The organism is Tabrizicola sp. T74 (genome assembly GCF_057219935.1).
In genome coordinates this window covers 232,506-258,241 of the sequence record NZ_JBXVVT010000003.1, presented here as the reverse complement: position 1 = coordinate 258,241, position 25,736 = coordinate 232,506, and the positions used below count along the sequence as shown (strand labels likewise).

Sequence of the window (25,736 nt, the reverse complement as noted above, 5' to 3'; positions counted from 1 at the left end):
CCCGATCCTGTCCGACCGGCGCCGAGTACCACGTCCCGTCTTACCCCCTCGCCGCCGCTTCGGCCGCCTCGACCGAACCGCCCGCCGCAAGGATCTTGGCCTGAGCCACCCACTTGTCCCGGCTCACCCGGCCCTTGAAGCCTTCCAGATTGTCGTCGACCCAGGCGATCTCGGCCTCGGTCCAGCTGGCGATTTGGTCAAAGTGGAAAAAGCCCAGCCTGTGGCACAGCGCCTCAAGCTTCGGGCCGATCCCGAGGATCAGCTTCAGGTCATCCGCCTTGCCCTTCCGCGCCGCCGTCAACGCCTTGGGCTTCTTGCCCTGGGCTGTTGGGACCTCCGCCTTCGGTTCCGCTTTCGGCGCGTCTGCCGCCGCCTTTGGCTTGGCCTTCGGCGCTTGCGGCTTGGCCACCGCCGCAGCAACGGCGACATCAGCGGCCGGCTTCGGCTCGGCCTTGGCCTTCACGGGCTTCACTGCGGCAACGCCAAGCCATGGGGTCAGGATCGGCACTTCGGTCCCGTCGATCCGCTTGACCGTGTCCTTCAGGTCCACCGCCGCCTGGGCGCTGGCATTGTATTTATTGCGGCCCGACTCGAACTCTTTCAGGCTGGTCAGCCCGCCCGAGGGCTCCGCCGCATAGCGACCGTTCTGCGGGCCCGGCACCGGCACCTCGCCGTTGCGGAAGCGCCCGATCAACTCGCGCAGCTTCTCGCCCGTCAGGTCCTCGTAATAGTCCTTGCCGATCTGGGCCATCGGCGCATTGGCGCAGGCCCCCATGCACTCGACCTCTTCCCAGCTGAACTTGCCATCGGTGCTCAGGGTATGCGGGGTCGGCGCGATCAGCTCCTTGGCCACCGCCACCAGATCCTCGGCGCCGCAGATCATGCAGCTGGTCGTCCCGCAAATCTGGACATGAGCCACGGACCCCACCGGCTGCAGCTGGAACATGAAGTAGAAGGTCGCCACTTCCAGCGCCCGGATATAGGCCATGCCCAGCATGTCCGCGACGTATTCGATGGCGGGACGGCTCAGCCACCCCTCCTGTTCTTGCGCGCGCCACAGCAGCGGGATGATCGCGCTGGCCTGCCGACCGGCAGGATACTTGCTGATCTGGCCCTTGGCCCATTCCAGGTTCGCCGGAGTGAACGCGAAAGAGGCGGGTTGGTCCTTGTGAAGGCGACGCAGCATCAGATCATTCCAGCGATTAGGGCGGGGGCCGCGATCATGCCGACCGGCATCACCACAAGCCCAAGCAGTAGAAACGGAGCAATTCCAAGGGCGATCATGACTCGCATCCTTCGGTCTTCAGGGTCAGCGTGGTCTGATCCTCGTTCACTTCGGCCAGCCCTTCGGCCAGCAGCGCATCGGTGATCATGGCCGAGGTTTCCCGGTCGATCCCGGCGGCGGGCAGCTGCACTTCGGCCTCGGCCTCGGTCATCTGGCAACCATTGGCAGTGATCGCGGCGATGAAGGCCTCACGCTGCGCTTCTGTCGGGCCGCCTTCGGCCAGCGCAGGGCCGGCCAAAAGGATCAGCAGCAGGACAGAACGGCCGATCACCGGTCGATCTCCCCAAACACCACGTCCATCGTGCCGATGATGGCGCTGACGTCGGCCAGTTGGTGGCCCTTGCAGATCCAGTCCATCGACTGCAGGTGCAGATAGCCCGGCGCGCGGATCTTGGCGCGGTAGGGCTTGTTCGTCCCGTCCGCCACCAGGTAGACCCCGAACTCACCCTTCGGCGCCTCGACGGCGGCATAGACCTCACCCGCCGGGACGTGGAAGCCCTCGGTGTACAGTTTGAAGTGGTGGATCAAGGCCTCCATCGAGGTCTTCATCTCCGCCCGCTTCGGCGGCGTGATCTTGCCGCGTGCCAGGATGTCACCCTGGCCATCGGGGGCCTTCAGCTTGGCCACCGCCTGACGGATGATGCTGGTCGATTCCCGCATCTCGGCCATCCGGCAGAGATAGCGGTCATAGCAGTCGCCGTTCTTGCCGACCGGGATCTTGAAGTCGAACTCGTCGTAGCATTCGTAGGGCTGCGCGCGCCGCAGGTCCCAGGCCAGGCCCGAGCCGCGCACCATCACGCCGGAATAGCCCCATTCCAGAATGTCCTTTTCGGTGACGATCCCGATATCGGCATTGCGCTGCTTGAAGATGCGGTTTTCGGTCAGCAGCCCGTCGATGTCGTCCAGCACCTTCGGGAAAGCCACGGCCCAGGCGTCGATGTCGTCCAGAAGCTGCGGCGTCAGGTCCTGATGCACGCCACCGGGGCGGAAGTACGCCGCATGCAGCCGCGCCCCGCAGGCGCGCTCATAGAACACCATCAGCTTTTCGCGTTCCTCGAACCCCCAAAGCGGGGGCGTCAAGGCACCCACGTCCATGGCTTGAGTGGTCACGTTCAGCAGGTGGTTCAGCACCCGTCCGATCTCGCTGAACAGGACCCGGATCAGGCTGGCGCGGCGCGGCACCACCGTCCCGGTCAGCCGCTCGATCGCGAGGCACCAGGCGTGCTCCTGGTTCATCGGCGCCACATAGTCCAGGCGGTCGAAGTAGGGCAGGTTCTGCAGGTAGGTCCGGCTTTCCATCAGCTTCTCGGTCCCGCGGTGCAAGAGGCCGATATGCGGGTCGCAGCGTTCGACGATCTCGCCGTCCAGTTCCAGCACCAGACGCAGCACGCCGTGTGCCGCGGGGTGCTGCGGGCCGAAGTTGATGTTGAAGTTGCGGATGCGCTGTTCGCCGGTCTCGAAATCACTCGAGCCGTCGTCATAGGTGTTCACGCGGATATCGCCGTCCATCCAACTATCCCTTTGCAAAGCTGTCTTCCCAGGCTGCGGGAAGACGCCCCATGCGCGAGCGCACGAATTCATACTGCGGTGTCAGGTATGCCCGTATCCTTGCGCGCTGGTCGTCGGCAAGGGGCAGGTCAATGCCCTCGTGCGGCCGTTTCACGTCTGACGGATGGGCCGAGATGCCCAGGAAGGCACAAAGCCGGTCGGTCCGGCCTGCGGGCACGATGTCCTCGAAAAAGTCGACATGCAGCCGTTCGGCAGGCACCACCGACTGCAACCGCGGCAGGATCACGTCATAGGCGCCCCGGTCGGTGACCGACGGGTCGCGCCCCGACAAGGCCAGGTCCAGATGGTGGGCTGCAGCCTGCGCGGCATCCGCCCCACCCCGGACGGCCCGACGCGCCAGCATCCGGACATGGCTCCACAGCCGGGCCACCGGATCGCGCATGAAGAAGACGAACCGGGTGTCCGGCAGAAGGTTCAGCATCTCGCGCACCGTCCCGGCCGAGACCATGGCATAGGCCGGCGTGATGTCGGCGATGACGGACCGCGTCCCCCGGCCCTCGGCCAGATAGCGCAGATAGGCGGCCCGGTCCTCGCGTTGCGCCACCGGCAGCCAGTCGGCAAAATCCCGCAGCCGACGCTCTGCATCCAGGTCCCCGGCCGGGCGTTCCTGCAACAGCGCCATGTTGCGCCGGATCTTGCGCAGCCGCGCCCGGGTCTTGCCGAACTCGATCGTGTCGAAGAAATGCAGCTCTTTCAGGTCGCGCAGATGGCATTCGGGATGCGACTGCAAGAACCGGAAAAGCCAACCGCTTCCCGATTTCGTCGCCCCCATGCCAAAGACCAGCCGCATCATGCCCACGCTTCAGTCAGCCTTTCTTGTCATCGCCGGGAAGGATGTATTCCGCGCCTTCCCAAGGGCTCATGAAGTCGAACTGCCGGTATTCCTGCACCAGCTTCACCGGTTCATAGACGACGCGCTTCAGCGCTTCGTCATAGCGGACCTCGGTATAGCCCGTGGTCGGGAAGTCTTTGCGCAGCGGATACCCACGGAACCCATAGTCGGTCAGGATGCGGCGCAGGTCCGGGTGGCCCGAGAACAGGATCCCGAACATGTCGAAGACTTCCCGCTCGAACCAGTTGGCGCTAGGGTGAAGGTCGACCAGCGACGGCACCATTTCCTCCTCGCGCACGGCGACCTTCACGCGGATGCGGTGGTTCCGGTACATCGACAGGAAGTGGTAGACCACGTCGAACCGCTGCGCGCGTTCCGGGTGGTCGACGGCGGTGATGTCGACAAGGGTCGAGAACCGGCACGAGGCATCGTCGCGCAGGAATTCGACCAGCGCTTCCAGGTTCGCCAGGTTCGCAACGACGGTCAGCTCGCCAAAGGCAACTTTCGCGGACACGACGGCATCCGGTTGCTTCAGCTCGATGTAGGCGGCCAGTTCCTGCAGGGCTTCGGACATGATTACCTCACCAGGGTGCCAGTGCGGCGGATCTTCCGCTGCAGCTGCAGGATGCCGTACAGAAGCGCCTCGGCCGTGGGCGGGCAGCCCGGCACGTAGACGTCGACCGGGACGATCCGGTCACAGCCGCGCACGACGGAATAGCTGTAGTGATAGTAGCCCCCGCCATTGGCGCAGGAGCCCATCGAGATCACATAGCGCGGCTCGGGCATCTGGTCGTAGACCTTGCGCAGCGCCGGGGCCATCTTGTTGGTCAGCGTGCCCGCGACGATCATCAGGTCCGACTGCCGGGGCGAGGCGCGCGGCGCGGTCCCGAAGCGTTCCAGGTCATAGCGCGGCATCGAGGTATGCATCATCTCGACCGCACAGCAGGCCAGACCGAAGGTCATCCAGTGCAAGGAGCCAATGCGGGCCCAGTTGATGATGTCCTCGGTGGACGTGAGGATGAACCCCTTGTCCGACAACTCGCGGTTCAGCGCCTGGACTGCGACCTCATGGTCGCCCCCGGCCGTGTTGGCACCCGCCATCACTCCCATTCCAGCGCCCCTTTCTTCCATTCATAGGCAAACCCGACGGTCAGCACCGCCAGGAACAGCATCATCGACCAGAAGGCCGCCATGCTGATCTCCCCGAAGGCCACGGCCCAAGGGAACAGGAAGGCGACTTCCAGGTCGAAGATGATGAACAGGATCGACACCAGGTAGAAGCGCACGTCGAACTTCATCCGCGCGTCGTCGAAGGCGTTGAAGCCGCATTCGTAGGCCGAAACCTTTTCCGGGTCGGGGTTGCGGACCGCCAGGATCGCGGCGGCAAGGATCAGGACAAGGCCCAATCCGACGGCAATGGCCATTAGGATGAGGATAGGCAGATACTCACGAAGAAGCAGGTCCACGTGGGGCTCCTTGGATAGCTGGCGGCGCGCGTGCGTGCGGGCGCTGTTCGGCGTCCGCTGTGTCTCCCCGCCCGTTTACTCTGCGACCCTGCCGGGGTCAACCGAAGCCGGGGCAGATTCCCGACTTTGCGGGTGCAGAAAATCAGGCGCACCAAGCGTTTCGGTCAGGAAATCTTCCGGTTCCCCTTACCTTGACCCCGGTCCCGATGCGGCCTTTCCTGCCGCCAGCCATGAAAGGACCCCGCCCATGCGTGCCGCACTTGTCCCCGCCCTGTTTCTTGCCGTCACGGCCAGCACAGCCCTTGCCCAAAGCTGCGGCATCGACGCCGCCGCGGTCGAGGCCCGGATCGCCGAGTTGGAGCCGTCCCACGGCCTGGTCCTGTCCGACATCAGCTGCGACGCGCCGACGAACCCCGCGCATGTGCTGATCTGCGATGCGGCCAACAGCCCGGACTGGTCGCTGTGGCGGATGGGGCGGCTCGATGACCTCGCCTGGGTCTACGCGGTAGAGAACGCCACCGGCCAAGACGTGGACGAGACGAACCCTGCCCGCGACGAGGATTTCCTCGCCCGCCGCGATGCCTGCACCGACGAGGCCTGCCTCTGCGCCGTGTTGATCGAGCATACAAACGCCAGCCTCGGCGGCACCTCGCCCTACCCGCAGTAGGGGGCGGCTTTCGAATTGAGCGCTGCCGCGCGAGCCTTTTGTCTCGTCGTCGGCCTACACCTCCTCCTCGGGCGATGGGGGTTTCACACCCAAACCCCGAGGATATTTGGGGAAGAGAAAGCCTTAGCGCATGACGGGATGGAAAGCGTAGGCCGCGCCCGCCCGCTCCAGCCGTCCGATCCCGGGATGCGGCAGGTGGGACCCGGCGACCAGCCAGCCCTCGTCGAGGATGCGTTCGAACAACTCTGCCCGGGTAGCCCGCGCCTGATCCGGATCCTCGTCGTACTTCCAGGTCACCCCGGGATGCGCCAGCTGCAGGGGGTGATGCAAGAGGTCGCCCCAGATCAAGAGCCGCCCCTCGACCAGGAACGCCATATGCCCCGGCGAATGACCCGGAGCATTCACCGCCACCACCCCCGGCAGCGGGCCATCGCCCTGTTCCAGCGGCATGAGGCGCGGCAGCACCGGGATCATCCGCGGCTCGGCCCGGAAGGCCATCAGTTCCTCGGTCGCGACGAAGATGCGGTCGGCGTTGGGGAAGGTCAGCCCGCCGTCCGCGTCTACCAGGCCGGACAGGTGGTCGATATGGGTATGGGTCAGCGCTACCACATCCACCTGCTGCGGCCCCGACCCCGCCTGGACCAGCGCCTCGGGCAACCGGCCCAGCCCCTTGTGCCAGGCATCCCCGGCACCAGCGTCGATCAAGAGGCGGCCCGCTGGCCCCTCAACCAGGAAGGCCCGCACCGGCAGGGGCAGCCGCCCACCAACCAGATCGCCCGCCCCCAGCACCAGCCCCTCGCCCACCAGGCAATCGGTGCCCATTACCGTCTCGCCATCCAGCAGCATGGTGACCGACAGGTCGCCCAGTTCCACCGTCATCGACAGCGCCGTTTCCCGTACAACTCTCATCCGCACCACGTCCCGCGCAAACCGCCACCATATTGCCGCCCGTGACCCGCCTGGATCATCCGCCGCGCCACATCGACTCCGTCGATCTCCAACGTCACCAGCATCCGGCCATAAAGGTCCGTCCCCTGCTGCCGGATTTCCATCCGGTCCGCCCCCTGGATCAGCGCCCGCAGGTGCCAGGACGCCCGTTCCGCCGCCAGGAATTCCTCCAGGCATTTCGGAGCGTATTTCTCGGGCGTGTCAAAGCCTTGCAGCCGGGCGCTGACCATGCCGTCCTCGGGGCAAATGAGCGACACCGTGTCCCCGTCCACCACCCGGAAAATCCGGCACGGCCCCTGGTCGCTGTCGGCCGTCTTCATCGCCGCGTTGACCAGATCGGCAAGCGTCGGCACCAGGATCAGCCCCGCCACCGCCAGCCCCAGCACCAGCTTCAGGTAGAACCGCGGATCGGCCAGCCGCCGCAAGGTCCGCACCACCGGCCCCGCAGGCCGTGCCGGGCGGAACAGCCAGCCCATCAGTCCGCCGCCACGCAGACGACCGGCCCCAGCGCCTCGGTCTTCGCCGCAAGGCCCGCCTCCTCGGTCAGGATGCGGGCAATCTGCGCCACGTCAGCTTCCGAGAAGGTCAGGGGCAGCCGCATGTCGATCAGCCCCGCCAGCACCCTGTCGGTCTGCGGCAAGGGCGTGGGCTGGGCGTATTGCCAATGCGCATAGCGGCTGGTGAAGCCCTGCGGGTCCGCCGCGCCGAACCACTTCAGCTCCACCCCTCGCGCCGCCGCCCCAGCGACGAAGCCCGCGACCCGCGCGGCCTCCCAGCCCGGCAACAGGAACTGGAAACTGGACCCCACATAATCCTCATGCTGCGGCCTGGGGATCAGCTTGACCCCCGGCGCACCCGCCAGCCCCGCCTCCATCCCCTGATACAAGGCCCGCCACCGCGCCCGGCGGTCATCCAGCATCGCTATCTGAGGCCGCAGGATCGCCGCGCGCAGATTGTCCATCCGGCTGGAGACGTTGGGGACCTCCAGCTTCAGCGCCTCGAACACCTCCGGCCCCGGCGCCGCCCGATGCCGCGCATACAGCATGTAGGACCCCGACAACAGAACTGCCCGCGCCGCCAGCTCTGCGTCATCGGTCACCAGAAACCCGCCCTCACCAGAATTCATGTGCTTGTAGGTCTGCGTCGAATAGCAGCCGATGGCCCCATGCCGGCCCGAAGGCACGCCCTTCCACCGCGCCCCCATCGTGTGCGCGCAATCCTCGATCACCCGCACGCCCAGCCGGTCGCACAGCGCCATCAGCGCCTCCATGTCGCAGACATGCCCCCGCATGTGCGACAGAAGCAGCACCTTCGCGCCCGTGGCCCTGGCCTGCACCTCGAGATGCCCAAGGTCGATGGTCAGGTCCTCAGTCACCTCGACGAAGACCGGCCGCGCGCCGACCGAGGCAATCGCCCCTGGCACCGGGGCGAGCGTGAAAGCATTGGACAGGACCGGCTCTCCTGGCTTCACCTGCAAGGCGCGCAAAGCACAAGCCATCGCCGCCCCGCCCGAGGCCAGCGCCAGGCAATACTTCGCGCCCACGTAAGCCGCGAATTCTTCCTCCAGCAGCGCCGTCTCGGCCACCTCGCCCGCCACCGTGTTATACCGGTGCAGCCGCCCATGCCGCAGCACCGCCATCGCCGCGTCGATCCCGGCCTCGGGGATCGGCTCCTGCTGGGTGAAACTGCCAGTGAAACGGTCAATCATGGGCGGGCACTCGGCTGCTGCTGTCATTCATGAGCGAAAACAAACGTTTCGGAAAAGCCATAGCGCACATCGGTCACGCGGTCGCCGTCATAGAAGATTTCCCCGTACTTCACTTTGCCCTCCTCGACGTACTGGAAGACGTCCATGATCGGCATATCCGGTGACGCATCTGCGGCATGGATGACCTTGTGGAAGGGGCGCAGGATACGCAGGACCTCGCGTTGCGTCATGCCAGCGCGGATGTCGCCCAGGCCCGGCGGGGCAACAGCCCCTTCTGGCGCATCAATTTGGCGCGGCACCAAAGGTGGGAGGGGGTCCGTCGCTGCGCATCCCGCCAACGCAATGGCCAGGAACAGCGCAAGGCTGGAAGCCCCGGGGCGATGGAAACGCTCGCTCATGCCTTCTCGGACCTCTTCAACATCAGGAACAACAGCGTCGTCAGCGCCAGGAACCCCGCCGCGACCCAATAGGCCACGTCGGTCGACCGCCAGGCGCGATCTTCCGCCCAGAAATGCCCGAAGATGAAGGCAAAGAACACCGTCCCGAACAGCATTGCGACATTCGTGACCGCCGAGATGCCGCCCTGCAGCTCTCCTTGCGCATCTTCGGGCACGCGCTTGGTCAGAAGCGTGGTCATCAATGGGTGCACAAAGCCTTCCGGCCCGTGCAGGATCATCAGCGCGATCACCGCGCCCAGGGATCCCACGAAGCCATAGCCCAGCACCACCAGCGTCGCGCAGACCAGTCCGAACAGCGCGACGTTCCACTCGCCGAAACGCTTAGTCGCCGGGCCAGTCAGCAGACCCTGGAAGCCCCCGGCGATCAGCCCGAAGACCGCCAGCGTTGCCCCCACCATCGCATCGGACCAGCCGAACTTGGCGATCCCCCAGAAGGTCCAGATCGCCGGATAGACGCTGGTGGAAAAGAAAAATAGGCCCATGACCAGGACCATCGGCAAGACGCCCTTGTACGTCGCGAAGACCCTGAATGCCCCGAAGGGGTTCGCCCGCCACAGCTCGAACTTGCGGCGGTTTTCCGGGGCAAGCGATTCCGGCAGGACGATCCAGCCGTAGATGAAGTTCAGGATGGAAATCCCCGCCGCCACCCAGAACGGCACGCGCGGGCCCAATTCTCCCAGCAATCCGCCGATGGCCGGGCCGATGACAAAGCCCACGCCAAAGGCCGCGCCCATGTAGCCGTAGGCCTTGGCACGGTCCTCGGGCGCGGTCACATCCGCGATGAAGGCCGAGGCGATGATCCAGCTTGCGCCGCAGACCCCGGCGATGATCCGCCCGACGAACAGCCATTCCAGCGACGGCGCCAGCGCCATCAGGATGAAGTCCATCCCCAGCCCGAAGATCGCCAGCAGAAGAAGCGGCCTTCGCCCGAACCGGTCGGCAAGGTTCCCCATCAGCGGCGCAAAGACGAACTGCGCCAGCGAAAACGCCGCGAACATCCAGCCGCCGATGACCGCGGCCTTAGCGATGTCGACATGGCCCACATCCTCGATCAGCTTCGGCAGGACCGGCATGATCAGGCCAAAGCCCACCATGTCCAGGAAGACGGTGATCAGGACGAAGGTCACCGCATGAGGGCTGACCGGCGGGCGGACGACGGCGCTGTCTGTCATGGCGGCGACCCTATGGGTCGGGGCCGAAACTGTCAAACCGCGACCGCTCCACCGTCCCCATGGCCCAGACTTTCCCTTCGCCAAATATCCCCGCCGGAGGTGCAACATGTTGGCGCCACTGGTTCGAGCCAACATGTTGCGGGCCCGAGCCGGTTGGCGCGCCGCGCCAGAGGCGAGACAAAAGGCGCGCGCCGCAGGCGCTCAATTTCACGACGCTGGCCTCCCCGCGCCGAAGTCGCAAAGGAAGCGCCTCCCCTCCCCCGCGTGGGGATGGGATGGGGGTGGGGGCATACCGCTGAAACGGCCCGTAGGGTGGGCCGTTCTGCGCTGGATAGCGCAGGTTGGCCCACCTTCCGCACCCGTTAAGAAACCCCTAACGTCCGCGGCCAACGTGTTGTTTTGAAACGATCATCAGTCTTTGTCCACCGTGGACACGTCAGGCAATCAGCCGCTCCGCCAGCCCCGGCAAGTCCTCGAATCGGTCCAGAAGCGCCGCCGGACTGAACCGGCTCACCCCCGCCCCCTCCGGCCCGAAGGTCACGAGGGCCACAGGCACCCCCGCCGCCACCCCGGTCTTCGCGTCCGTCTCGGTGTCCCCCACCAGCATCGACCGCCCGACCACGCCCCCCGCCCGCTCCACCGCCGCCCGGTAGGGCAAGGGGTCGGGCTTCCGGACCGGGAACGTATCCGCCCCGACCAGCGCCCCGAACGCCCCCCGCACCCCCAGCGCGGTCAGCAGCATCTCGGCCAGCCCCTCCGGCTTGTTCGTGCAGACCGACACCGCGAAGCCTGCGCGCCTCAAGGCCTCCACCGCCGCCATTGCCCCAGGATAAAGCCGGGTATGGGTCGCGATCCCGCCCCGATAGGCCTCCAGCAAAACCGGATAGGCCGCGTCCACGTCCGCCTCGCTCCACTCCATCCCCAGCCGGGAAAACCCCAGCCGCAGCATCGCCCGCCCGCCATGGAACGCCGTCAGGGCATCCTCCGGCCCCAGCAACTCGCGCGGAAAACAGGCATTCGCCGCCGCCAACAGGTCAGCCGAGGTGTCTGCCAAAGTTCCGTCCAGATCGAACACTACACAACGCATCGCGGGCATCCCATGTCGGGCCTGTAACCTCATGTGAAGCGCGGCCCCTTGCCGTCCTTCGCCACCGGGGTAAAACGGGCGCCGTCAGTTTGGAAGGGCAAGAATGCAGGTTTCAGTCATCGTTTTGGCCGCCGGGCAAGGCACGCGGATGAATTCCGACACGCCCAAGGTCCTGCATCAGGTCGCCGCAGCGCCCCTCCTGCACCACGCGCTCGCCACCGCCCAGCAACTGGAACCCTCGAGGATCGTGGTCGTGACAGGCCACGGGGGAGAGGCCGTCGCCGCCTCGGCCACCACCTACTCCGAAGCCGTCGAGACCGTCGTCCAGGACCCCCAGCTTGGCACCGCCCATGCCGTAGCCCAGGCCGCCCCGCTCCTCTCCGACGTTCCGGGCGAGGCTATCGTCCTTTACGCCGACACCCCGCTCATCCGCGAGGAAACCCTCCGCGCCATGCTGGACGCGCGGGCGAAGCACGCCGTCGTGATCCTCGGCTTCCACGCGCGTGACCCCGGCCGCTACGGCCGCCTTTTGACCCAAGGCGACGAGCTTCTTGCCATCCGCGAATTCAAGGACGCGACCGAGGCCGAGCGCGCGATCACTCTCTGCAACTCCGGCGTCGTCTGCGCCGAGGCCCGCACCCTCTTCTCCCTGATCGCCGAAGTGAAGAACGACAACGCCGCGCAGGAATACTACCTGACCGACATCGTGGAACTCGCCCGCAAACGCGGACTTTCTGCCGGGGTCGTCCTCTGCCCCGAGGCCGAGACCCTGGGCGTCAACACCCGCGCGCAGCTGGCCGAGGCAGAGGCCGCCTTCCAGTCCCGTGCCCGTGCGGAGGCGCTGGAGAACGGCGTCACCCTCACCGCGCCAGAGACGGTCTTCTTCGCGCTAGACACCCATATCGGCCGCGACGCGATCATCGGTCCGAACGTCCTCTTCGGTCCCGGCGTCACCGTGGAATCCGGGGCCGAGATCAAGGGCTTCTGCCACCTTGAAGGCTGCCACATCAGCCGCGGTGCGACCGTCGGCCCCTTTGCCCGCCTGCGCCCAGGCGCGGAACTCGCCGAGGATGTCCATGTCGGCAACTTCGTCGAGATCAAGAACGCGATCCTCGACGAGGGCGTGAAGGTCGGCCACCTGACCTATCTCGGCGATGCCCATGTGGGCGAGCACACCAACATTGGCGCGGGCACCATCACCTGCAACTACGACGGGGTGATGAAGCACCGCACCACAATCGGCAAACGCGCCTTCATCGGGTCGGACACCATGCTGGTCGCTCCGGTCACTGTGGGCGACGGCGCGCTGACCGGGTCGGGCTCGGTCATCACCGAAGACGTGCCCGCCGAAGCCGTGGCGATTGGCAGGGCACGGCAGGTCACCAAGGAAGGTCTTGCGACCAGAATGTTCGAAAAGTTGAAATCCATTAAGGCTGCGAAGGCGAAAGGGCATTAGAAATGTGCGGTATTGTAGGGGTGTTGGGGAACCATGAGGCGGCCCCGCTTCTGGTCGAGGCCTTGAAGCGGCTGGAGTATCGCGGCTACGACAGCGCCGGGATCGCCACGGTCAATGCAGGCAAGCTCGACCGTCGCCGGGCGGTGGGCAAGCTGGTGAACCTCTCGGACCTTCTGGTCCACGAACCGCTCGCCGGGAAATCCGGGATCGGCCACACCCGCTGGGCCACCCACGGCGCGGCGACGGTCAAGAACGCCCACCCGCACCGCGCGGGCGGGGTCGCGGTCGTCCACAACGGCATCATCGAGAACTTCCGCGAGCTGCGCACGGAACTCGCCGCCGACGGCTACACCCAGGAATCCGACACCGACACCGAAACCATCGTCCTTCTCGCCCGCCGCGCGATGGACCGGGGCGCCTCGCCTGTCGAGGCCGCCAAGGACACGCTGTCGCGCCTCCACGGCGCCTTTGCGCTCTGCTTCCTGTTCGACGGCCAGGACGACCTGATGATCGCCGCCCGCAAAGGCTCACCCCTCGCCATCGGCTGGGGCGACGGCGAGATGTTCGTGGGCTCGGACGCAATCGCGCTGGCGCCGATGACCGACCGGATCACCTATCTGGAGGAAGGCGACTGGGCCATCGTCACCCGCGCCGGGGCGGAAATCTACGACGCCCAGGGCACCCGCGCCAACCGGGCGGAAACCCGCATCCAGCTGGACGCCACCCGGATCGAAAAGGCCGGCTACAAGCACTTCATGGCCAAGGAAATCGCCGAGCAGCCGGTGGTCATCGCCGATGCGCTGAAGCATTACACCTCGGCCGAGGGCGAGTTGCACCTGCCGAAGGGCGTCGACTTCAAGGGCGTGTCGCGCCTGACGCTGGTCGCTTGCGGCACCGCCTCTTACGCCTGCCATGTCGCGAAATACTGGTTCGAGCAGATCGCGGGCCTGCCGGTCGACATCGATATCGCGTCCGAGTTCCGCTACCGCGAACCGCCGCTGTCGCCCACCTCCTGGGCGGTCTTTGTCAGCCAATCGGGCGAAACCGCCGATACGCTGGCGGCACTGCGCTATGCCGAGGGCAAGGTCGCCAAGATCGTCTCGGTGGTCAACGTGCCGACCTCCTCCATCGCCCGCGAAAGTGACCTGGCCCTACCGATCCACGCCGGGGTCGAGGTGGGCGTGGCCTCGACCAAGGCCTTCACCTGCCAACTGACCGTCCTCGCGCTGATGGCGCTGAAAGCGGCCTTCGACCGGGGCCGGATTGATGCCGCCGGGCTGCGCGCGCGGCTCGACTCGCTTCGCGCGGTCCCCGGCCTGATGAACGCGGCCCTCGCCCTGTCCGACCCGATCGCCAAGATCGCCGAGGACCTGGGCAAGGCGCAGGATGTCCTGTTCCTGGGGCGCGGCCCGATGTTCCCGCTGGCCCTGGAAGGCGCGCTGAAACTGAAGGAAATCAGCTACATCCACGCCGAAGGTTATGCGTCAGGTGAACTGAAGCACGGCCCCATCGCCCTGATCGACGCCGCCGTCCCGGTCATCGTGCTGGCCCCAAAGGATGCCCTCTTCGACAAGACCGTGTCGAACATGCAGGAAGTGATGGCGCGCAATGGCAAGGTGCTGCTTCTGTCCGACGCGGACGGGGTGGAAACCGCCGGCCAGGGCACCTGGAAGACGCTGACCCTGCCCACGGTCGACCCGCATTGGGCACCGATCCTCTATGCGGTGCCGGCGCAGCTTCTGGCCTATCACACGGCCATCGCCAAGGGCACCGACGTGGATCAGCCGCGGAACCTCGCAAAATCCGTGACGGTGGAATAAGACCCAGATTTTCTTGAAGAAACTGCAACGGAGCCTGCAAAGGCTCCGGCACGGAGTTTTCGAAAACTCCGCACCCCTGATCCACCGGCACGCGCGCTCCGTATTCAACTAAACGGAGTACAAAAATGCAGCGCAGAACCCTCCTCCTCGGCCTGGCCAGCCTTCCCCTTGCCGCCTGCGCCACCACCCCCGCCCCGCCAACAGAACCAGGCCTGCCGATCACCCTCGTCTCGGCCTTCCAGGGCCGCACCACCGGCCGCGGCCACTTCCGCGTCTGGGTGACCGGCGACGAACGCCGCTTCACCGCCCGGCTGAACGGCACCGTCAAGGGTCCCGAAGGTGCGCGCACCCTCACCGTGGTCGAGGATTTCGTCTACGATGACGGCCAGAAGGACCGACTGACTTGGGTTTTCCGTGAACAGGGCCCCGGTCGATGGACCGGCAAGCGCGAGGATACGGTGGGCGAGGCCACGGTGATCGAGGAAGACGGCCAGATCCGCCTGACCTACACGGCGGACTTCAAATCACCGTCGGGCGTCAATCGGTTGGGGTTCGAGGACATCCTCTACGCCCGCCCCGACGGCACTATCGTCAACGACGCCATCGTCACCCGCGCCGGGATCGCCGTCGCCTCGGTCCGCTTCCTGATCCGGCGCTGACTTGCCCTTGGGCTGCGGGGCTGGCAATCAGGGGCCGAATGGAGACCCCGATGACCCCGCTTGCCGAACTTCAGGCCCTGGCCGACCCCGTGAAAGCTGCCGAAATGGTGGCCTATCACAAGATGGACCGTCCCTATCTGGGCGTCCCCGTCCCGCAGATCGAGGAGCTGACCGACCGCTGGCGGGCGGAACTCACGCTCGACGATCGGATCGCACTGGCGGCGGACCTCTGGCGCACCAACATCCATGAGGCACGGGTGGCTGCCGCCAAGCTGCTGACCCAGGCCCGCATCCGGCCCGACCAGGCGGCCTGGGAGTTGATCGTCTCCTGGGTGCCTGACTTCGACGCCTGGGCCTTGGCCGATCACGCCAGCATTGCCGGGCAAAAGCGGCTGGTCGCCGATCCTACGCGGCTGGACACCGTCGAGACCTGGGTGACCAGCCCGCATATGTGGACCCGCCGCGCGGCGCTGGTGATGACGCTGCCCTGGACCAAGCAGAATTTCCCGAAAGCTCAGGACCTTGCGATCCGCGCGCGGGTCCTGGGCTGGTGCGCCCAACTGGCCCCGGACCGCGACTGGTTCATCCAGAAGGCCGTCGCCTGGTGGGTGCGCGATCTGTCAAAACACGACCCCGCAGCCGCACAGAGTTTTCTCATCACCCATGGCGAGACGCTGAAGCCCTTTGCGCGGAAAGAGGCATCCCGGCACCTTGTGGGCGATACCGAGCTATAGAAATGGCGGCCAGGGAGCCGACCGCCATTCCCACGTCGAAAGTCACCAGTCCATCCTTCGCGCAAACCGCCAGGACCCGCTAGCGCCCTTCGAACTTTCCGTCGAACTTGTCTGCGCCGGTGCCGTTCACCGACTTGGTGACCGCGGTGCCGCCGTTGTCGCTGCCATTGTTGGTGCCGCCACTGCCGTCCGGCGCAGCGTCGGTGCCGTTGCCCCAACCGTTGTTGCCTTTCGGCCCTTCGGTTGGCTCGCAGTCTTCAGTACATTCAAGGTTCGCAGAGGCCGTAGTGGCGAGACTCATCGCCAGAGCAAGAACAGAAGCAACTACCGTCAATGTCTTCGTGGTCATCTTCCCCTCCCTAATTGATGGGTGAGGAAAGAGTACTGACCCTGCGATGAACCCAGAATTAACGTTGATTTTGCAATTCTTGGTTGATTGTTATTCAAGTACGCACAGTTGGGCATTTTCCTTACGTATTGCCACCGAGGTCGCAGTTGATTTTTCAACAGACCCGCCGGCCGTGAGTCATGCGCCGCGATGCCGCTGCCAGCCAATCCGGTCGAAGAGCGGCGCGTAGACCCCTGCCAGCGCGCGCAAGACGGCCCCGTCGGTCCGCCCCGCAGGCTCCCACCCCTTGGTCGCGATCCCCAGGATCCGCGGGGCGATCATGCCTTCGGCCTGTCGATCCTCAATGGTGAACTCGCCCCAGAAACAGGCCTCGACCCCGGCAATGCGGGGGGCGATGTCTTCGGCCCCTTTCGGCACCGGGTCCCAGGCAACCGTCTTCTCCAGCGGCACGAAACCGGCCCAGGCCGCGCCCCAGTCGTCCAGGTCCGGGGAATGCGCAAGGTCGAAATAGGCGTGCTGGGCCGGGCACATCACCACGTCATGCCCCCGCCGCGCCGCTTCGATCCCCGGGCCCTGCCCCGTCCAACTGAACAGAAGCGCGCCGTTGCCGATGCCGCCCTGACAGCCCTTTGCAGCCTCCTCCCAGGCCGCCACGCGGATGCCGTCCGACCCCAGCTCCTCGGCCAGTTTCGCCAGCATCCAGCCCTGCACGTCGTCGGATGTCTTCAGCCCCTCCCGCGCCTTCAGCGCCGCGACGGCAGGCGAGCCGCCCCAGGCCCCATGCGGCGCCTCGTCCGCGCCAAGGTGCAGGACGCGCAGGGGGAAGAGGCTTGCCACCTCTTTCGCCAGGGGCACCAGCAGGTCCCAGGTCGCCGGGACCGCCGGGTTGACGATGTTGTCGAGGTAACCCTGGACCGAGACCTCCTCGCCATTGTCGCCGGGATCGCGCAGGCCCGGCACCGCCTTGACCATCGCGTGGGAATGGGCCGGGACCTCGATCTCCGGCAGGACCTCGATCTGCAGGGCCTTGGCATGGGCCACGATCCTCGCGACATCGGCCTTCGAATAACTCCCCCCCGCCCTTATCCCGCCGCCGAAGACCCCCGGCACCAGCTCCCCCTCGCCCCGGAAGGCGGTGCGCTGCCAGAGGAGCGGCTGGGTGTCGACCTCCAGCCGGAAGGCCTCATCATCGGCGAAATGCCAGTGAAAGCGGTTCAGCTTCAACAAAGCCATCAGGTCCAGAAGCCGCAGGATGAAGCCCGTCCCGAAGAAATGCCGCGCGCAATCAAGGTGTTGGCCGCGATAGCCGAATCGGGGTGTGTCGGAGATGGTCCCGCATGGCAGCTGGCCGCCACAGGTCTCGCGCAGGGTCAGAAGCGTGATCCCGGCGTAGTGGAGCCCCGCAGGCCCGCCAACCGCCACCGACAGGCCCGAGGGCGCGATCGTCAGGCAGTAGCCCTCGTGGCCAAGCGCGGCCTCCTCAGTGACAGCCAGCGCCACTCCACCCGGGGCAACCATGGGAGCAAGCCCCAGCCGTTCCGCCAGGCCGCTCACGCCCTCAAGGCCCGCGACCGAGGCAACTGCCACAAACTCCAGCGTCCCGCCCGCGGGCCTCCACTCCGTCGGCTGCGGCACCAGCGGCAAGCGGTCAGCCGGAAGCGACGGCGCAGCCGGACCCTCAACCTCCCTCAGCCCAAGGTCATTCCCCGGCGGCAGCGGCAGGCATTCCTTCCCCGCCCGCAGATACGCGCCGAGCGGCAGCCAGGCCCGGTTCCTCGGCCCGAATTCCTTGTGCGCGTGCTCCAGCACCACCTCGTGCTCCACCCCCGGCGCAAGGTCAGGCAGCGCCACCTCGGCATAGCCCGCCACACACCGCACCATCGTCCCGCCCGAGATCACCTTCGGCGCGGCCATCAGCGAGAAGCACAGGACCGGAGCGGTGAGGGGCCGGTCCGAGCCGACAAGGCAACGGATCTGGTTCCCGTCGACCCAGGTGCGGAAGGTAAGTGTCATGGCGCGTCGAGCCTCAATTCGGCTATGAAATCATAGATGTCACTGCGGTAGAGCCCGCGGGTGAACTCGATCGGCCGGCCCGAGGGCAGATAGGCTGTCCGGTCGATTCGCAGCACCGCCGCGCCCTCGGGCAGTAGCAGAAGCTTCGCATCCACCGCCGTCAGGTTGACCGCCGTGATCCGCTGCACCGCCCGCGTTGGGGCACGTCCAGCCGCCCGCAGCACGTCGTAAAGCGAAGTCTCCACCGCCTCCGGGTCCGGCAGGACGTCAGTGGGCAGCGACGACCATTCCAGTGCCAGCGGCGTGTCATCGGCAAAGCGCAAGCGTTCCACCCGCGCCACGCGGTCGCCCTGCGGCAGGCCCAGCGCCATCATCTCGTCCGGCGTCGGCAGGAACAGCCCGCGCCGCAGGATCCGGCTTGAGGAGGTCTTCCCCCGTTGCCGCATGTATTCGGTGAAGGACAACAAAGCCGACAGCGAATGCTCCATCTTCGACTTCGGCGGGCGCACGAAAGTCCCCGCGCCCCGACGCTGCTCCAGCACTCCGTCCTCGACCAGCTGGCTGACCGCTTTCCGCACCGTCACGCGGGAGACATCCGCGATCAGCGCCAGCTCGCGCTCCGGCGGGAGCTGCGCCTCGGGCGGCAGTTCCCCGGCGGCAATGGCCGCGGACAAATGCCGATACAGCTGCTCATACCGCGGCCCCCGCGCGGCGCGGAACCAGGCATCGGGGCGATACAGCGCCAGGTCGTCTTCCATCGGAAGCCCCCGAATTGGTATTATTTCGATGGGACCAATCCCCTCGGTTCCGCGCAAGATGGACCAAACTACCCAGCAAAAACAAGGGAAATCGGCAGTTGGTCCGGTTTTTCTGCAAACTTGGTATTATGATGGTAGCACGACATCACTTTTCTGGTATCGTCACACCAACGACATGATTCGACCCGTGCCGCCCCTTGCCAGGGCGGCCCAAGGGAGGACAGGGGGAACTGCATGACGCTTGTCGCCGAAGGCACCGCACCGGACCGGATGCAGCGGCGCGAGCTGTCGGACAAGGCTTTTGCCTGGCTCCTGATCTCGCCCGCGCTTCTCTTCATCCTGGTCATCGTCGTCTGGCCTTTGGTTGAGACGATCCGGCTGTCGTTCACCGACGCGACCCTTGGCGGGGAAAACTTCGTCGGCGTCGCCAACTATGCCGCGCTTTTCGGCGACCCGAAGTTCTGGCAGACCGTGGGGCGGACCTTCTACTGGATGGTGCTTGCCGTCAGCCTGAAGCTGATCGTCGGCCTGATCGGCGCCTCGCTCCTCAACGCCGCGATCCCCGGCAAGGCGCTCTTCCGCGTCCTGGTGATGCCGCCCTGGGTGATCCCGATCGCCATCGGCGTCATCGGCTGGAAGTGGATGTACAACGGCTATTTCGGGCTGATCTCGGGCCTTCTGCAGGAGTTCGGGCTGGTCGAGGACCGGATCGCGCTTCTCGCCACCAAGACTTCTGCCTTCTACTCCGCCGTCGTCACCGATGTCTGGGTCGGCACACCGATGGTGACCCTCTTCTTCCTCGCGGCGATGCAGGGGGTCAGCAAGGACCTCTACGAGGCCGCCTGGGTCGACGGGGCCAGCCGCTGGTATCGTTTCCGCCGCATCACCATTCCCCAGATCATGCCGGTGATCGTTTCGATGGCACTCCTCTCCGCGATCTGGACCTTCAACAGCTTCGAGATCATCTGGATCCTCACCGAAGGCGGCCCGCGCGGGGCGACGACGACGCTCATCATCGACACCTACAAGGTCGCGATCTCCTCGCAACGCTTCGGCGAGGGCGCGGCGCGGGCGGTGGTGATCGTGGTCCTCCTGGCGGCCTTCTCGCTCTTCTACCTGTGGTTCCTGAACCGCGTGAACCGGCATTACGGGGCGAAATGATGATCGACCGTCTGACACTCCTCCAGAAGATCGGCGTCTACATCGCCACGTTCTTCTTCCTGCTCTTCATCCTGATGCCCTTCATCGAGATGATCCGCGTCTCCCTCCGGCCCATGAGCCACCTGATGACCGCTGACTTCACCTGGTGGTCCGAGGATTTCAGCCTGCAGGCCTACCGCGACATGTGGGTCACCGTCCCGCTTCTGGGCCGCTACATCTTCAACTCGATCTTTGTCGCCAGCGCAGTGACGGCCATCACGATGGTCGTCGTGATCCCCGCCGCCTATGCCTATGCCCGGCTGGAGTTTCCCTTCAAATCGCTCTCGCTCGGCGGGTTCCTGGCCGTGAACATGTTCACTGGGGCGGTTCTCCTGATCCCGCTTTACCGCGTTCTGCGGTCGCTCTCGATGCTGAACACCTACTGGGCGATGATCATCCCGGGCGTGGCCTTCCTGATCCCCACCGGCATCTGGCTCCTCCGCTCCTACCTGGAAAAGATACCGAAAGAGCTTGAGGAAGCCGCCTACGTCGACGGCGCGTCCCGCCTCTATACGCTCCGCCGCGTCGTCATCCCGCTGGCGGTCCCAGGCCTGATCGTTGTCGGCACCGCCGTCTTCATCGGCGCCTATGCCCAGCAGTTCCTCTTCGCGATCACTTTCAACAACGTCCGCGAGATCCAGCCGCTGCCTGCGGGTCTTTATGAGTTCATCGGCTACCAGGACGTCACCTGGAACGAGATGATGGCCGCCGCCCTCACGGGCATCACCCCGGTGATGATCGTGTTCCTGTTCCTGCAGAAATACCTCGTCGCGGGCCTGACCGCGGGCGCGGTGAAAGAATGACCAACCAAGACCACCAACAAGGGAGACTACCAATGACCCACATCAAGACCCTGACGGTCGCTGCCGCGCTGATGGCCGGCACGGCCCTCTCGGCCCAGGCGCAAGAGCTGCACTTCATCATGTGCGGCGGCGAAGTGCGCGCGGCCGACCAGAAGGTCATCGACCAGTTCCAGGCCGAAAACGCCGGCGTCACCGTGAAGATGGAAGCGGTGGAATGGGGCACCTGCCAGGACAAGTCGATGCAGCTTGCCGCCGCCGGTGACCCGCCGGACGTGGCCTACATGGGCTCGCGCACCCTGCGGCAGCTTGCCAACAACGACCTGATCGTCCCCGTGACCTTCACGCCCGAGGAAGAGGCAGCCTACCAGCCCGGCGTCCTCAAGACCGTGACCAACGGCGGCCAGTACTGGGGCATCCCGCACGCCTTCTCGACCAAGGCTCTCTACATCAACTGCGCCGTGGTCGAGGCCGCGGGGGCCGAGTGCAAGGCGCCCGCCACCTGGGCCGACCTCGTCGCGCTGGCGAAGACCGTGACCGACAACACCGACGCCGCAGGCATCGGCATCGCCGGCAAGGATTTCGACAACACGATGCACATGTTCCTCGACTTCCTCTATTCGAACGGCGGCAAGGTCTACAACGACGACGGCACCCCGGCACTCGACAGCCAGCAGACCCGCGAAACCCTGCAGCTCTACGCAGACCTCCTGCCCTACATGCAGTCCGGCCCGACCGAGTGGGAGCGCGACCAGATGCGCGACCTCTTCAACGACGGCCAGATCGCGATGTATGTCTCGGGTCCCTGGGGCGAAGGACAGCACAAGGAAAAGGTGCCGACCCAGATCGTCGCCCCGGTTCCGGCTGGCCCTTCGGGTGTCTCGGGCACCATCCTGATCACCGACTCGCTGGCGGTCTTCAAGGGCACCGGCAACGAGGAACTGGCAATCAAGCTGGCCAAGGCACTGACCACGGGCGAGGCGCAGTATGATCTCGACTCGTCTTGGGGCCTGACGCCGATCCTGCAGTACGAAAAGCTGGGCATCGCCGACCCCTACTACACCAAGGGCAACTGGCCGATCTTTGTGGCCGGCATCTCGACCGGCGGACCCGAGCCGATGGTCGAGGACTTCAAGGCGCTGCAGGCCGTCTTCACCAACATGATCCAGGGCATCATGCTGGAAGAAGGCACCGTGGACGAGCTTGTGACCCAGGCCGGCGTCGAACTCGCCGCCGTCCGCTGATCGCAACCGGGGGCGCGGGTTTCCTCGCGCCCCCAACCTTTCCGCAAAGGACCGCCCCGCATGGCCACGCTTGACCTTCAAGGCATCACGAAGAGCTTCGGCACCTCTCAGGTGCTGACCGGCATTGACCTTGCGATCCGCGACAAGGAGTTCGTCGTCTTCGTCGGCCCCTCGGGCTGCGGCAAGTCCACCCTCCTCCGCATCATCGCGGGGCTTGAGGCGGCCACTGCGGGCCACATCCTGATCGACGGTGTCGATGTCTCTGCCGCCGCACCGGTCGACCGTGGCATCTCGATGGTCTTCCAGTCCTACGCGCTTTACCCCCACCTCTCGGTCTTCGAGAACATCGCCTTCCCCCTCCGCGTCGCCCGCCTGCCCGAGGCCGAGGTGAAGCAAAAGGTCGGCCGCGCCGCCGAAATCCTGCAACTGACCGAAAAGCTTGGCCTGAAACCCGGCCAACTGTCGGGAGGCCAGCGCCAGCGCGTCGCCATCGGACGGTCCATCGTCCGGAACCCCAAGGTCTTCCTCTTCGACGAGCCGCTCTCCAACCTCGACGCCGCCCTCCGCGGCGAGATGCGGGTCGAACTTTCCGCCCTGCAACGCGACCTCGACGCCACCATGGTCTACGTCACCCACGACCAGGTGGAAGCCATGACCATGGCGCACCGCATCGTCGTCCTGAACAAGGGCCGCATCGAACAATTCGGCACCCCGATGGAGCTTTACCACCACCCCGCCACCCGCTTTGTCGCCACCTTCATCGGCCAGCCCAACATGAACCTCCTCCCCGCCACCGTCACCAGCGCAGGCGCGGATGGCCTGTCTGTCGAATTCCACGGCGGCACCCGTATGACACTGCCGGTCGAGCCCGCCGCCAAACCCGGCGACAAAGTGGACGTCGGCGTCAGGCCCGAAAATCTGAAGCTTGGCCAAGGCCTTGCCATGCGCCTACGGGTCCTCGAACGCCTTGGCGGCACCGCCATTGCCTATGGCCAGATGGCCGACGGGCTGAAGCTTTGCGCCGCCCTGCCCGGCGACACCACCGTTCACGAGGGCGAGGAGGTGGGCCTCACCTTCGCCCCCGCCGACGCCCATGTTTTCGACACCCAAGGCCGCGTGATGCGGCGGCGGCAGGCGCCAGCGCTCGCCGCCTGAAGAAGGAGACCGTTATGCGCATCGTCACCTCAGGCATCGGCCTGCGGGCCGGTCACGTGTTGACCACGCTCAAGGAAGAAATGCCGGAAGCCGAAGTGGTCGGCTACTACGACCCCCAGCCCACGCATCTGGACATGATCGGCACCGACACTCCGCGCTACCCCTCGGTTGAGGCGATGCTCTCCGACGCCAGGCCCGACCTCTACTGCGTCTTCTCCCCGAACGTCTTCCACCTCGACCAGATTCGCCTTGGCCTCGAAGCGGGCGTCCAGGTCTTCACCGAAAAACCCGTCGTCGTCTCGATCGAAGAAACCCTCGAACTCGCCCGCCTCCTTGCGAAACACGGTGGGGTGAACCGCGCCATGGTCGGCCTCGTGCTCCGCTATTCCCAGCACATGGTCGACCTCCGCTCTGCCATGTCGCAAGGCTGGCTCGGCGACATCACCAGCCTCGAGGCCAACGAACACATCGGCCCCTACCACGGCGCCTTCTTCATGCGCGACTGGCGGCGGAAGACCGGCCTTGCGGGCGGCTTCATGCTGGAGAAATGCTGCCACGACCTCGACATCTACAACATGGTCACCGGCTCACGGCCGAGCCGCGTCGCCAGCTTCGGTGGCCGCAAAAGCTTCGTCCCCGCCAACGCGCCCAAGTCGAATGCCGAGGCCGAAATCTTCCACGTCAAGAAATCCGTCTGGGAAGCGACCGATGACCCTTTCAACTCCGACGGCGACATCATCGACTACCAGACCGCGATCCTGCAGTACGAAACCGGTGCCAGCCTCGCCTTCCACACCAACCTGAACGTCCCCGACGAACATCGCCGCTTCTGCGTGATCGGCACCCACGGCATGGCCGAAGGCGACTTCGTGCGCGGCTTCCTGAAGGTCACCGCCCGCGACGGCCGCCGCCTCGCCGACCACGACTACACGCAAGGCACCGCGATGAAAGGCGCCCACTACGGCGCCGACCAACTGATGTGCCGCGACATCACCGCCTACCTGCGCGGCCAGACGGGTAGCCTCCCCGTCTCCATCCTCGACGCGATGGAAGCCGGCATCGCCGCCATCGCCCTCGACCAAGCCCGCACCACCGGCCAGGTCGTCGACCTCACCGACACCTGGGCGCAACTGGACAAACACGGCCTCCACCAATGATTTACGCACCCTTTCATCTGTCCCCAAGTATCCCCGCCGGAGGCCCCGCACCCGCAACCCGCGCCAACGACTGCCTACCGCACCCCCACCACCCCAAGCGCCTCCCCTCCCCCTCCGTGGGCAGGGTCCGGGGGTGGGGGGCCACCGGATCCGCCACATGACCGACCTCCCCGCAAACGCCGGCCAGCACATGGCACGCGAAATCGCCGAGTCCCCCGGCGTCTTCGCCACCGCCGTCGCGCAGCCCGTCACCCTGCCGAGCCTCCAGAACCTCAGCGCAATCTACACCGTCGCCCGCGGCTCCTCCGACGCCGCCGCCAACATCCTCGCCTACGAACTGATGCGGGAAACCCACCTCCCCGTCACCTCGCTCCCCCCCTCGATCTTCTCACTGGGCCAGGGCGTCCGCCTGACCGACGCCGCCGTCCTCGTCGTATCCCAATCCGGAGCCTCCCCCGACCTCGTCCGCTCCGCTGAAGGAGCCCGCGACGCCGGGGCCACCGTCCTCGCCCTCACCAACGCCCTCGGCAGCCCGGTGGAGGCCAAGGCCCACGCCACCCTGAAAATCAGCGCAGGACCCGAACAGGCCGTCCCTGCCACCAAATCCGTGGTGGGCTCCATCGCTGCCGGAATGGCCCTCCTCTCCACCCTCTCCCCCGCCTACGCCCCCCGCGCCCGGGCCTCCGCACAGGCCATCGCAGCCCTGCAAGGCAAGCAGCTCCCCCAGACCAAATCCCTCCTCGCCGCCCTCTTGCGCGCCTCCCATGTCTACGTCATCGGCCGCGACACCGGCTTCGGCGCCGCCCAGGAGCTGGCCCTGAAACTCAAGGAATGCTGCGCGCTGCACGCCGAGGCCTATTCCTCCTCCGAGGTCCTCCACGGCCCCCTGCAACTGGTGACGAACCCCCTCCTGATCCTGATCCTCGATACCGAACAGCCTGACGTCCAACCCAGCCTCGACACCGCCGAGCAGCGCTTCAAAGCCGCCGGCGGCACCACCTTCCGCCTCCGCCCCTCCGACGTGGGCGCAACCGACCTAACCCCCGCCGCCGCAGCCGCCGCGCTCCTGATCCTAACCTACCCCCTTGCCCTGCAAACCGCCCTGGCCCTCGGCCACGACCCAGACCGTCCCACAACGCTCGCCAAGGTCACCCAAACCCGATGACCCACGCCCAGCCTTTCCCTTCGCCAAATATCCC

Annotated in this window: 27 protein-coding genes; 11 read left to right on the top strand and 16 right to left on the bottom strand. The window is 66.0% G+C overall.

Annotated elements, in window-relative coordinates; all coding sequences use genetic code 11:
* Positions 1 to 40: 40 nt before the first annotated feature.
* The 7 genes from AC2EAL_RS10735 to AC2EAL_RS10705 all read right to left on the bottom strand — a co-directional run bounded on the left by AC2EAL_RS10735 (position 41) and on the right by AC2EAL_RS10705 (position 5,152).
* Positions 41 to 1,186 (bottom strand): NADH-quinone oxidoreductase subunit E, encoded by a 1,146-nt coding sequence (locus tag AC2EAL_RS10735; protein ID WP_484724209.1) that lies wholly within the window; start codon positions 1,184 to 1,186, stop codon positions 41 to 43.
* A gap of 94 nt (positions 1,187 to 1,280) precedes the next feature.
* Positions 1,281 to 1,556, bottom strand: a complete 276-nt coding sequence (locus tag AC2EAL_RS10730; RefSeq protein WP_484724208.1) for a hypothetical protein — start codon at positions 1,554 to 1,556, stop codon at positions 1,281 to 1,283.
* Positions 1,553 to 2,794, bottom strand: coding sequence for an NADH-quinone oxidoreductase subunit D (locus AC2EAL_RS10725; RefSeq protein ID WP_484724207.1), 1,242 nt, complete (start codon positions 2,792 to 2,794; stop codon positions 1,553 to 1,555). The genes AC2EAL_RS10730 and AC2EAL_RS10725 overlap by 4 nt, the downstream gene beginning before the upstream one ends.
* A gap of 4 nt (positions 2,795 to 2,798) precedes the next feature.
* The gene (locus AC2EAL_RS10720) at positions 2,799 to 3,647 is read right to left on the bottom strand and encodes a sulfotransferase family protein (protein WP_484724206.1); all 849 of its coding nucleotides are present in this window, start codon (positions 3,645 to 3,647) and stop codon (positions 2,799 to 2,801) included.
* A 13-nt stretch (positions 3,648 to 3,660) separates the two neighbouring features.
* Entirely contained in the window at positions 3,661 to 4,260 is a 600-nt protein-coding gene (locus AC2EAL_RS10715; RefSeq protein WP_484724205.1) for an NADH-quinone oxidoreductase subunit C, read from the bottom strand.
* Between the two features lie 2 nt (positions 4,261 to 4,262).
* Positions 4,263 to 4,796 (bottom strand): NuoB/complex I 20 kDa subunit family protein, encoded by a 534-nt coding sequence (locus tag AC2EAL_RS10710; protein WP_484724204.1) that lies wholly within the window; start codon positions 4,794 to 4,796, stop codon positions 4,263 to 4,265.
* The gene (locus AC2EAL_RS10705; RefSeq protein ID WP_484724203.1) at positions 4,787 to 5,152 is read right to left on the bottom strand and encodes an NADH-quinone oxidoreductase subunit A; all 366 of its coding nucleotides are present in this window, start codon (positions 5,150 to 5,152) and stop codon (positions 4,787 to 4,789) included. Before AC2EAL_RS10705 ends, AC2EAL_RS10710 begins: the two co-directional genes overlap by 10 nt.
* A 247-nt stretch (positions 5,153 to 5,399) precedes the next feature.
* Between AC2EAL_RS10705 and AC2EAL_RS10700 the strand changes: the two genes are divergently transcribed.
* A complete protein-coding gene (locus tag AC2EAL_RS10700; protein WP_484724202.1) occupies positions 5,400 to 5,819 on the top strand; it encodes a hypothetical protein in 420 nt (139 codons plus the stop codon).
* 123 nt (positions 5,820 to 5,942) lie between these two features.
* Here the strand turns inward: AC2EAL_RS10700 and AC2EAL_RS10695 are convergent, their stop codons facing one another.
* The 6 genes from AC2EAL_RS10695 to AC2EAL_RS10670 all read right to left on the bottom strand — a co-directional run bounded on the left by AC2EAL_RS10695 (position 5,943) and on the right by AC2EAL_RS10670 (position 11,192).
* A complete protein-coding gene (locus AC2EAL_RS10695; protein ID WP_484724201.1) occupies positions 5,943 to 6,728 on the bottom strand; it encodes an MBL fold metallo-hydrolase in 786 nt (261 codons plus the stop codon).
* Complete coding sequence (locus AC2EAL_RS10690) at positions 6,725 to 7,243, bottom strand: thermonuclease family protein (protein ID WP_484724200.1); 519 nt, start codon at positions 7,241 to 7,243, stop codon at positions 6,725 to 6,727. The genes AC2EAL_RS10695 and AC2EAL_RS10690 overlap by 4 nt, the downstream gene beginning before the upstream one ends.
* Positions 7,243 to 8,475, bottom strand: coding sequence for a DegT/DnrJ/EryC1/StrS family aminotransferase (locus tag AC2EAL_RS10685; protein ID WP_484724472.1), 1,233 nt, complete (start codon positions 8,473 to 8,475; stop codon positions 7,243 to 7,245). The genes AC2EAL_RS10690 and AC2EAL_RS10685 overlap by 1 nt, the downstream gene beginning before the upstream one ends.
* A 23-nt stretch (positions 8,476 to 8,498) precedes the next feature.
* Complete coding sequence (locus AC2EAL_RS10680; RefSeq protein WP_484724199.1) at positions 8,499 to 8,873, bottom strand: hypothetical protein; 375 nt, start codon at positions 8,871 to 8,873, stop codon at positions 8,499 to 8,501.
* Positions 8,870 to 10,105: a TCR/Tet family MFS transporter gene (locus AC2EAL_RS10675; RefSeq protein ID WP_484724198.1), complete on the bottom strand. Its 1,236-nt coding sequence runs from the start codon at positions 10,103 to 10,105 to the stop codon at positions 8,870 to 8,872. The genes AC2EAL_RS10680 and AC2EAL_RS10675 overlap by 4 nt, the downstream gene beginning before the upstream one ends.
* Positions 10,106 to 10,541: 436 nt before the next feature.
* Positions 10,542 to 11,192: an HAD family hydrolase gene (locus AC2EAL_RS10670; protein WP_484724471.1), complete on the bottom strand. Its 651-nt coding sequence runs from the start codon at positions 11,190 to 11,192 to the stop codon at positions 10,542 to 10,544.
* Positions 11,193 to 11,295: 103 nt separating this feature from the next.
* Between AC2EAL_RS10670 and glmU the strand changes: the two genes are divergently transcribed.
* The 4 genes from glmU to AC2EAL_RS10650 all read left to right on the top strand — a co-directional run bounded on the left by glmU (position 11,296) and on the right by AC2EAL_RS10650 (position 15,861).
* Positions 11,296 to 12,648 carry a bifunctional UDP-N-acetylglucosamine diphosphorylase/glucosamine-1-phosphate N-acetyltransferase GlmU gene (gene glmU / locus AC2EAL_RS10665; RefSeq protein WP_484724197.1) on the top strand — a complete coding sequence of 451 codons (1,353 nt, stop codon included), beginning with the start codon at positions 11,296 to 11,298 and terminating at the stop codon, positions 12,646 to 12,648.
* 2 nt (positions 12,649 to 12,650) lie between these two features.
* Positions 12,651 to 14,468 (top strand): glutamine--fructose-6-phosphate transaminase (isomerizing), encoded by a 1,818-nt coding sequence (gene glmS, locus AC2EAL_RS10660; RefSeq protein ID WP_484724196.1) that lies wholly within the window; start codon positions 12,651 to 12,653, stop codon positions 14,466 to 14,468.
* Positions 14,469 to 14,593: 125 nt separating this feature from the next.
* Complete coding sequence (locus AC2EAL_RS10655) at positions 14,594 to 15,127, top strand: DUF3833 family protein (RefSeq protein WP_484724195.1); 534 nt, start codon at positions 14,594 to 14,596, stop codon at positions 15,125 to 15,127.
* A 50-nt stretch (positions 15,128 to 15,177) separates the two neighbouring features.
* Positions 15,178 to 15,861 carry a DNA alkylation repair protein gene (locus tag AC2EAL_RS10650; RefSeq protein ID WP_484724194.1) on the top strand — a complete coding sequence of 228 codons (684 nt, stop codon included), beginning with the start codon at positions 15,178 to 15,180 and terminating at the stop codon, positions 15,859 to 15,861.
* 79 nt (positions 15,862 to 15,940) lie between these two features.
* On the opposite strand, the gene AC2EAL_RS10645 is transcribed toward AC2EAL_RS10650, so the two are convergent.
* The 3 genes from AC2EAL_RS10645 to AC2EAL_RS10635 form a co-directional block, all read right to left on the bottom strand.
* Positions 15,941 to 16,210 (bottom strand): hypothetical protein, encoded by a 270-nt coding sequence (locus AC2EAL_RS10645; protein ID WP_484724193.1) that lies wholly within the window; start codon positions 16,208 to 16,210, stop codon positions 15,941 to 15,943.
* A 177-nt stretch (positions 16,211 to 16,387) separates the two neighbouring features.
* The gene (locus tag AC2EAL_RS10640) at positions 16,388 to 18,223 is read right to left on the bottom strand and encodes a beta-N-acetylhexosaminidase (protein ID WP_484724192.1); all 1,836 of its coding nucleotides are present in this window, start codon (positions 18,221 to 18,223) and stop codon (positions 16,388 to 16,390) included.
* Positions 18,220 to 18,981, bottom strand: a complete 762-nt coding sequence (locus AC2EAL_RS10635) for a GntR family transcriptional regulator (protein WP_484724191.1) — start codon at positions 18,979 to 18,981, stop codon at positions 18,220 to 18,222. Before AC2EAL_RS10635 ends, AC2EAL_RS10640 begins: the two co-directional genes overlap by 4 nt.
* A 234-nt stretch (positions 18,982 to 19,215) precedes the next feature.
* Here AC2EAL_RS10635 and AC2EAL_RS10630 point away from each other — a divergent pair, with 234 nt between their 5' ends.
* The 6 genes from AC2EAL_RS10630 to AC2EAL_RS10605 all read left to right on the top strand — a co-directional run bounded on the left by AC2EAL_RS10630 (position 19,216) and on the right by AC2EAL_RS10605 (position 25,702).
* On the top strand, positions 19,216 to 20,142 hold the full coding sequence (locus AC2EAL_RS10630; protein WP_484724190.1) for a carbohydrate ABC transporter permease: 927 nt from the start codon (positions 19,216 to 19,218) through the stop codon (positions 20,140 to 20,142).
* Positions 20,142 to 20,984, top strand: a complete 843-nt coding sequence (locus AC2EAL_RS10625) for a carbohydrate ABC transporter permease (protein ID WP_484724189.1) — start codon at positions 20,142 to 20,144, stop codon at positions 20,982 to 20,984. Before AC2EAL_RS10630 ends, AC2EAL_RS10625 begins: the two co-directional genes overlap by 1 nt.
* A gap of 32 nt (positions 20,985 to 21,016) precedes the next feature.
* Entirely contained in the window at positions 21,017 to 22,225 is a 1,209-nt protein-coding gene (locus AC2EAL_RS10620; protein WP_484724188.1) for an ABC transporter substrate-binding protein, read from the top strand.
* Positions 22,226 to 22,285: 60 nt separating this feature from the next.
* Entirely contained in the window at positions 22,286 to 23,380 is a 1,095-nt protein-coding gene (locus tag AC2EAL_RS10615; RefSeq protein ID WP_484724187.1) for an ABC transporter ATP-binding protein, read from the top strand.
* 14 nt (positions 23,381 to 23,394) lie between these two features.
* On the top strand, positions 23,395 to 24,537 hold the full coding sequence (locus AC2EAL_RS10610; RefSeq protein WP_484724186.1) for a Gfo/Idh/MocA family protein: 1,143 nt from the start codon (positions 23,395 to 23,397) through the stop codon (positions 24,535 to 24,537).
* A gap of 157 nt (positions 24,538 to 24,694) precedes the next feature.
* Positions 24,695 to 25,702 carry an SIS domain-containing protein gene (locus tag AC2EAL_RS10605; RefSeq protein WP_484724185.1) on the top strand — a complete coding sequence of 336 codons (1,008 nt, stop codon included), beginning with the start codon at positions 24,695 to 24,697 and terminating at the stop codon, positions 25,700 to 25,702.
* Positions 25,703 to 25,736 lie beyond the last annotated feature (34 nt).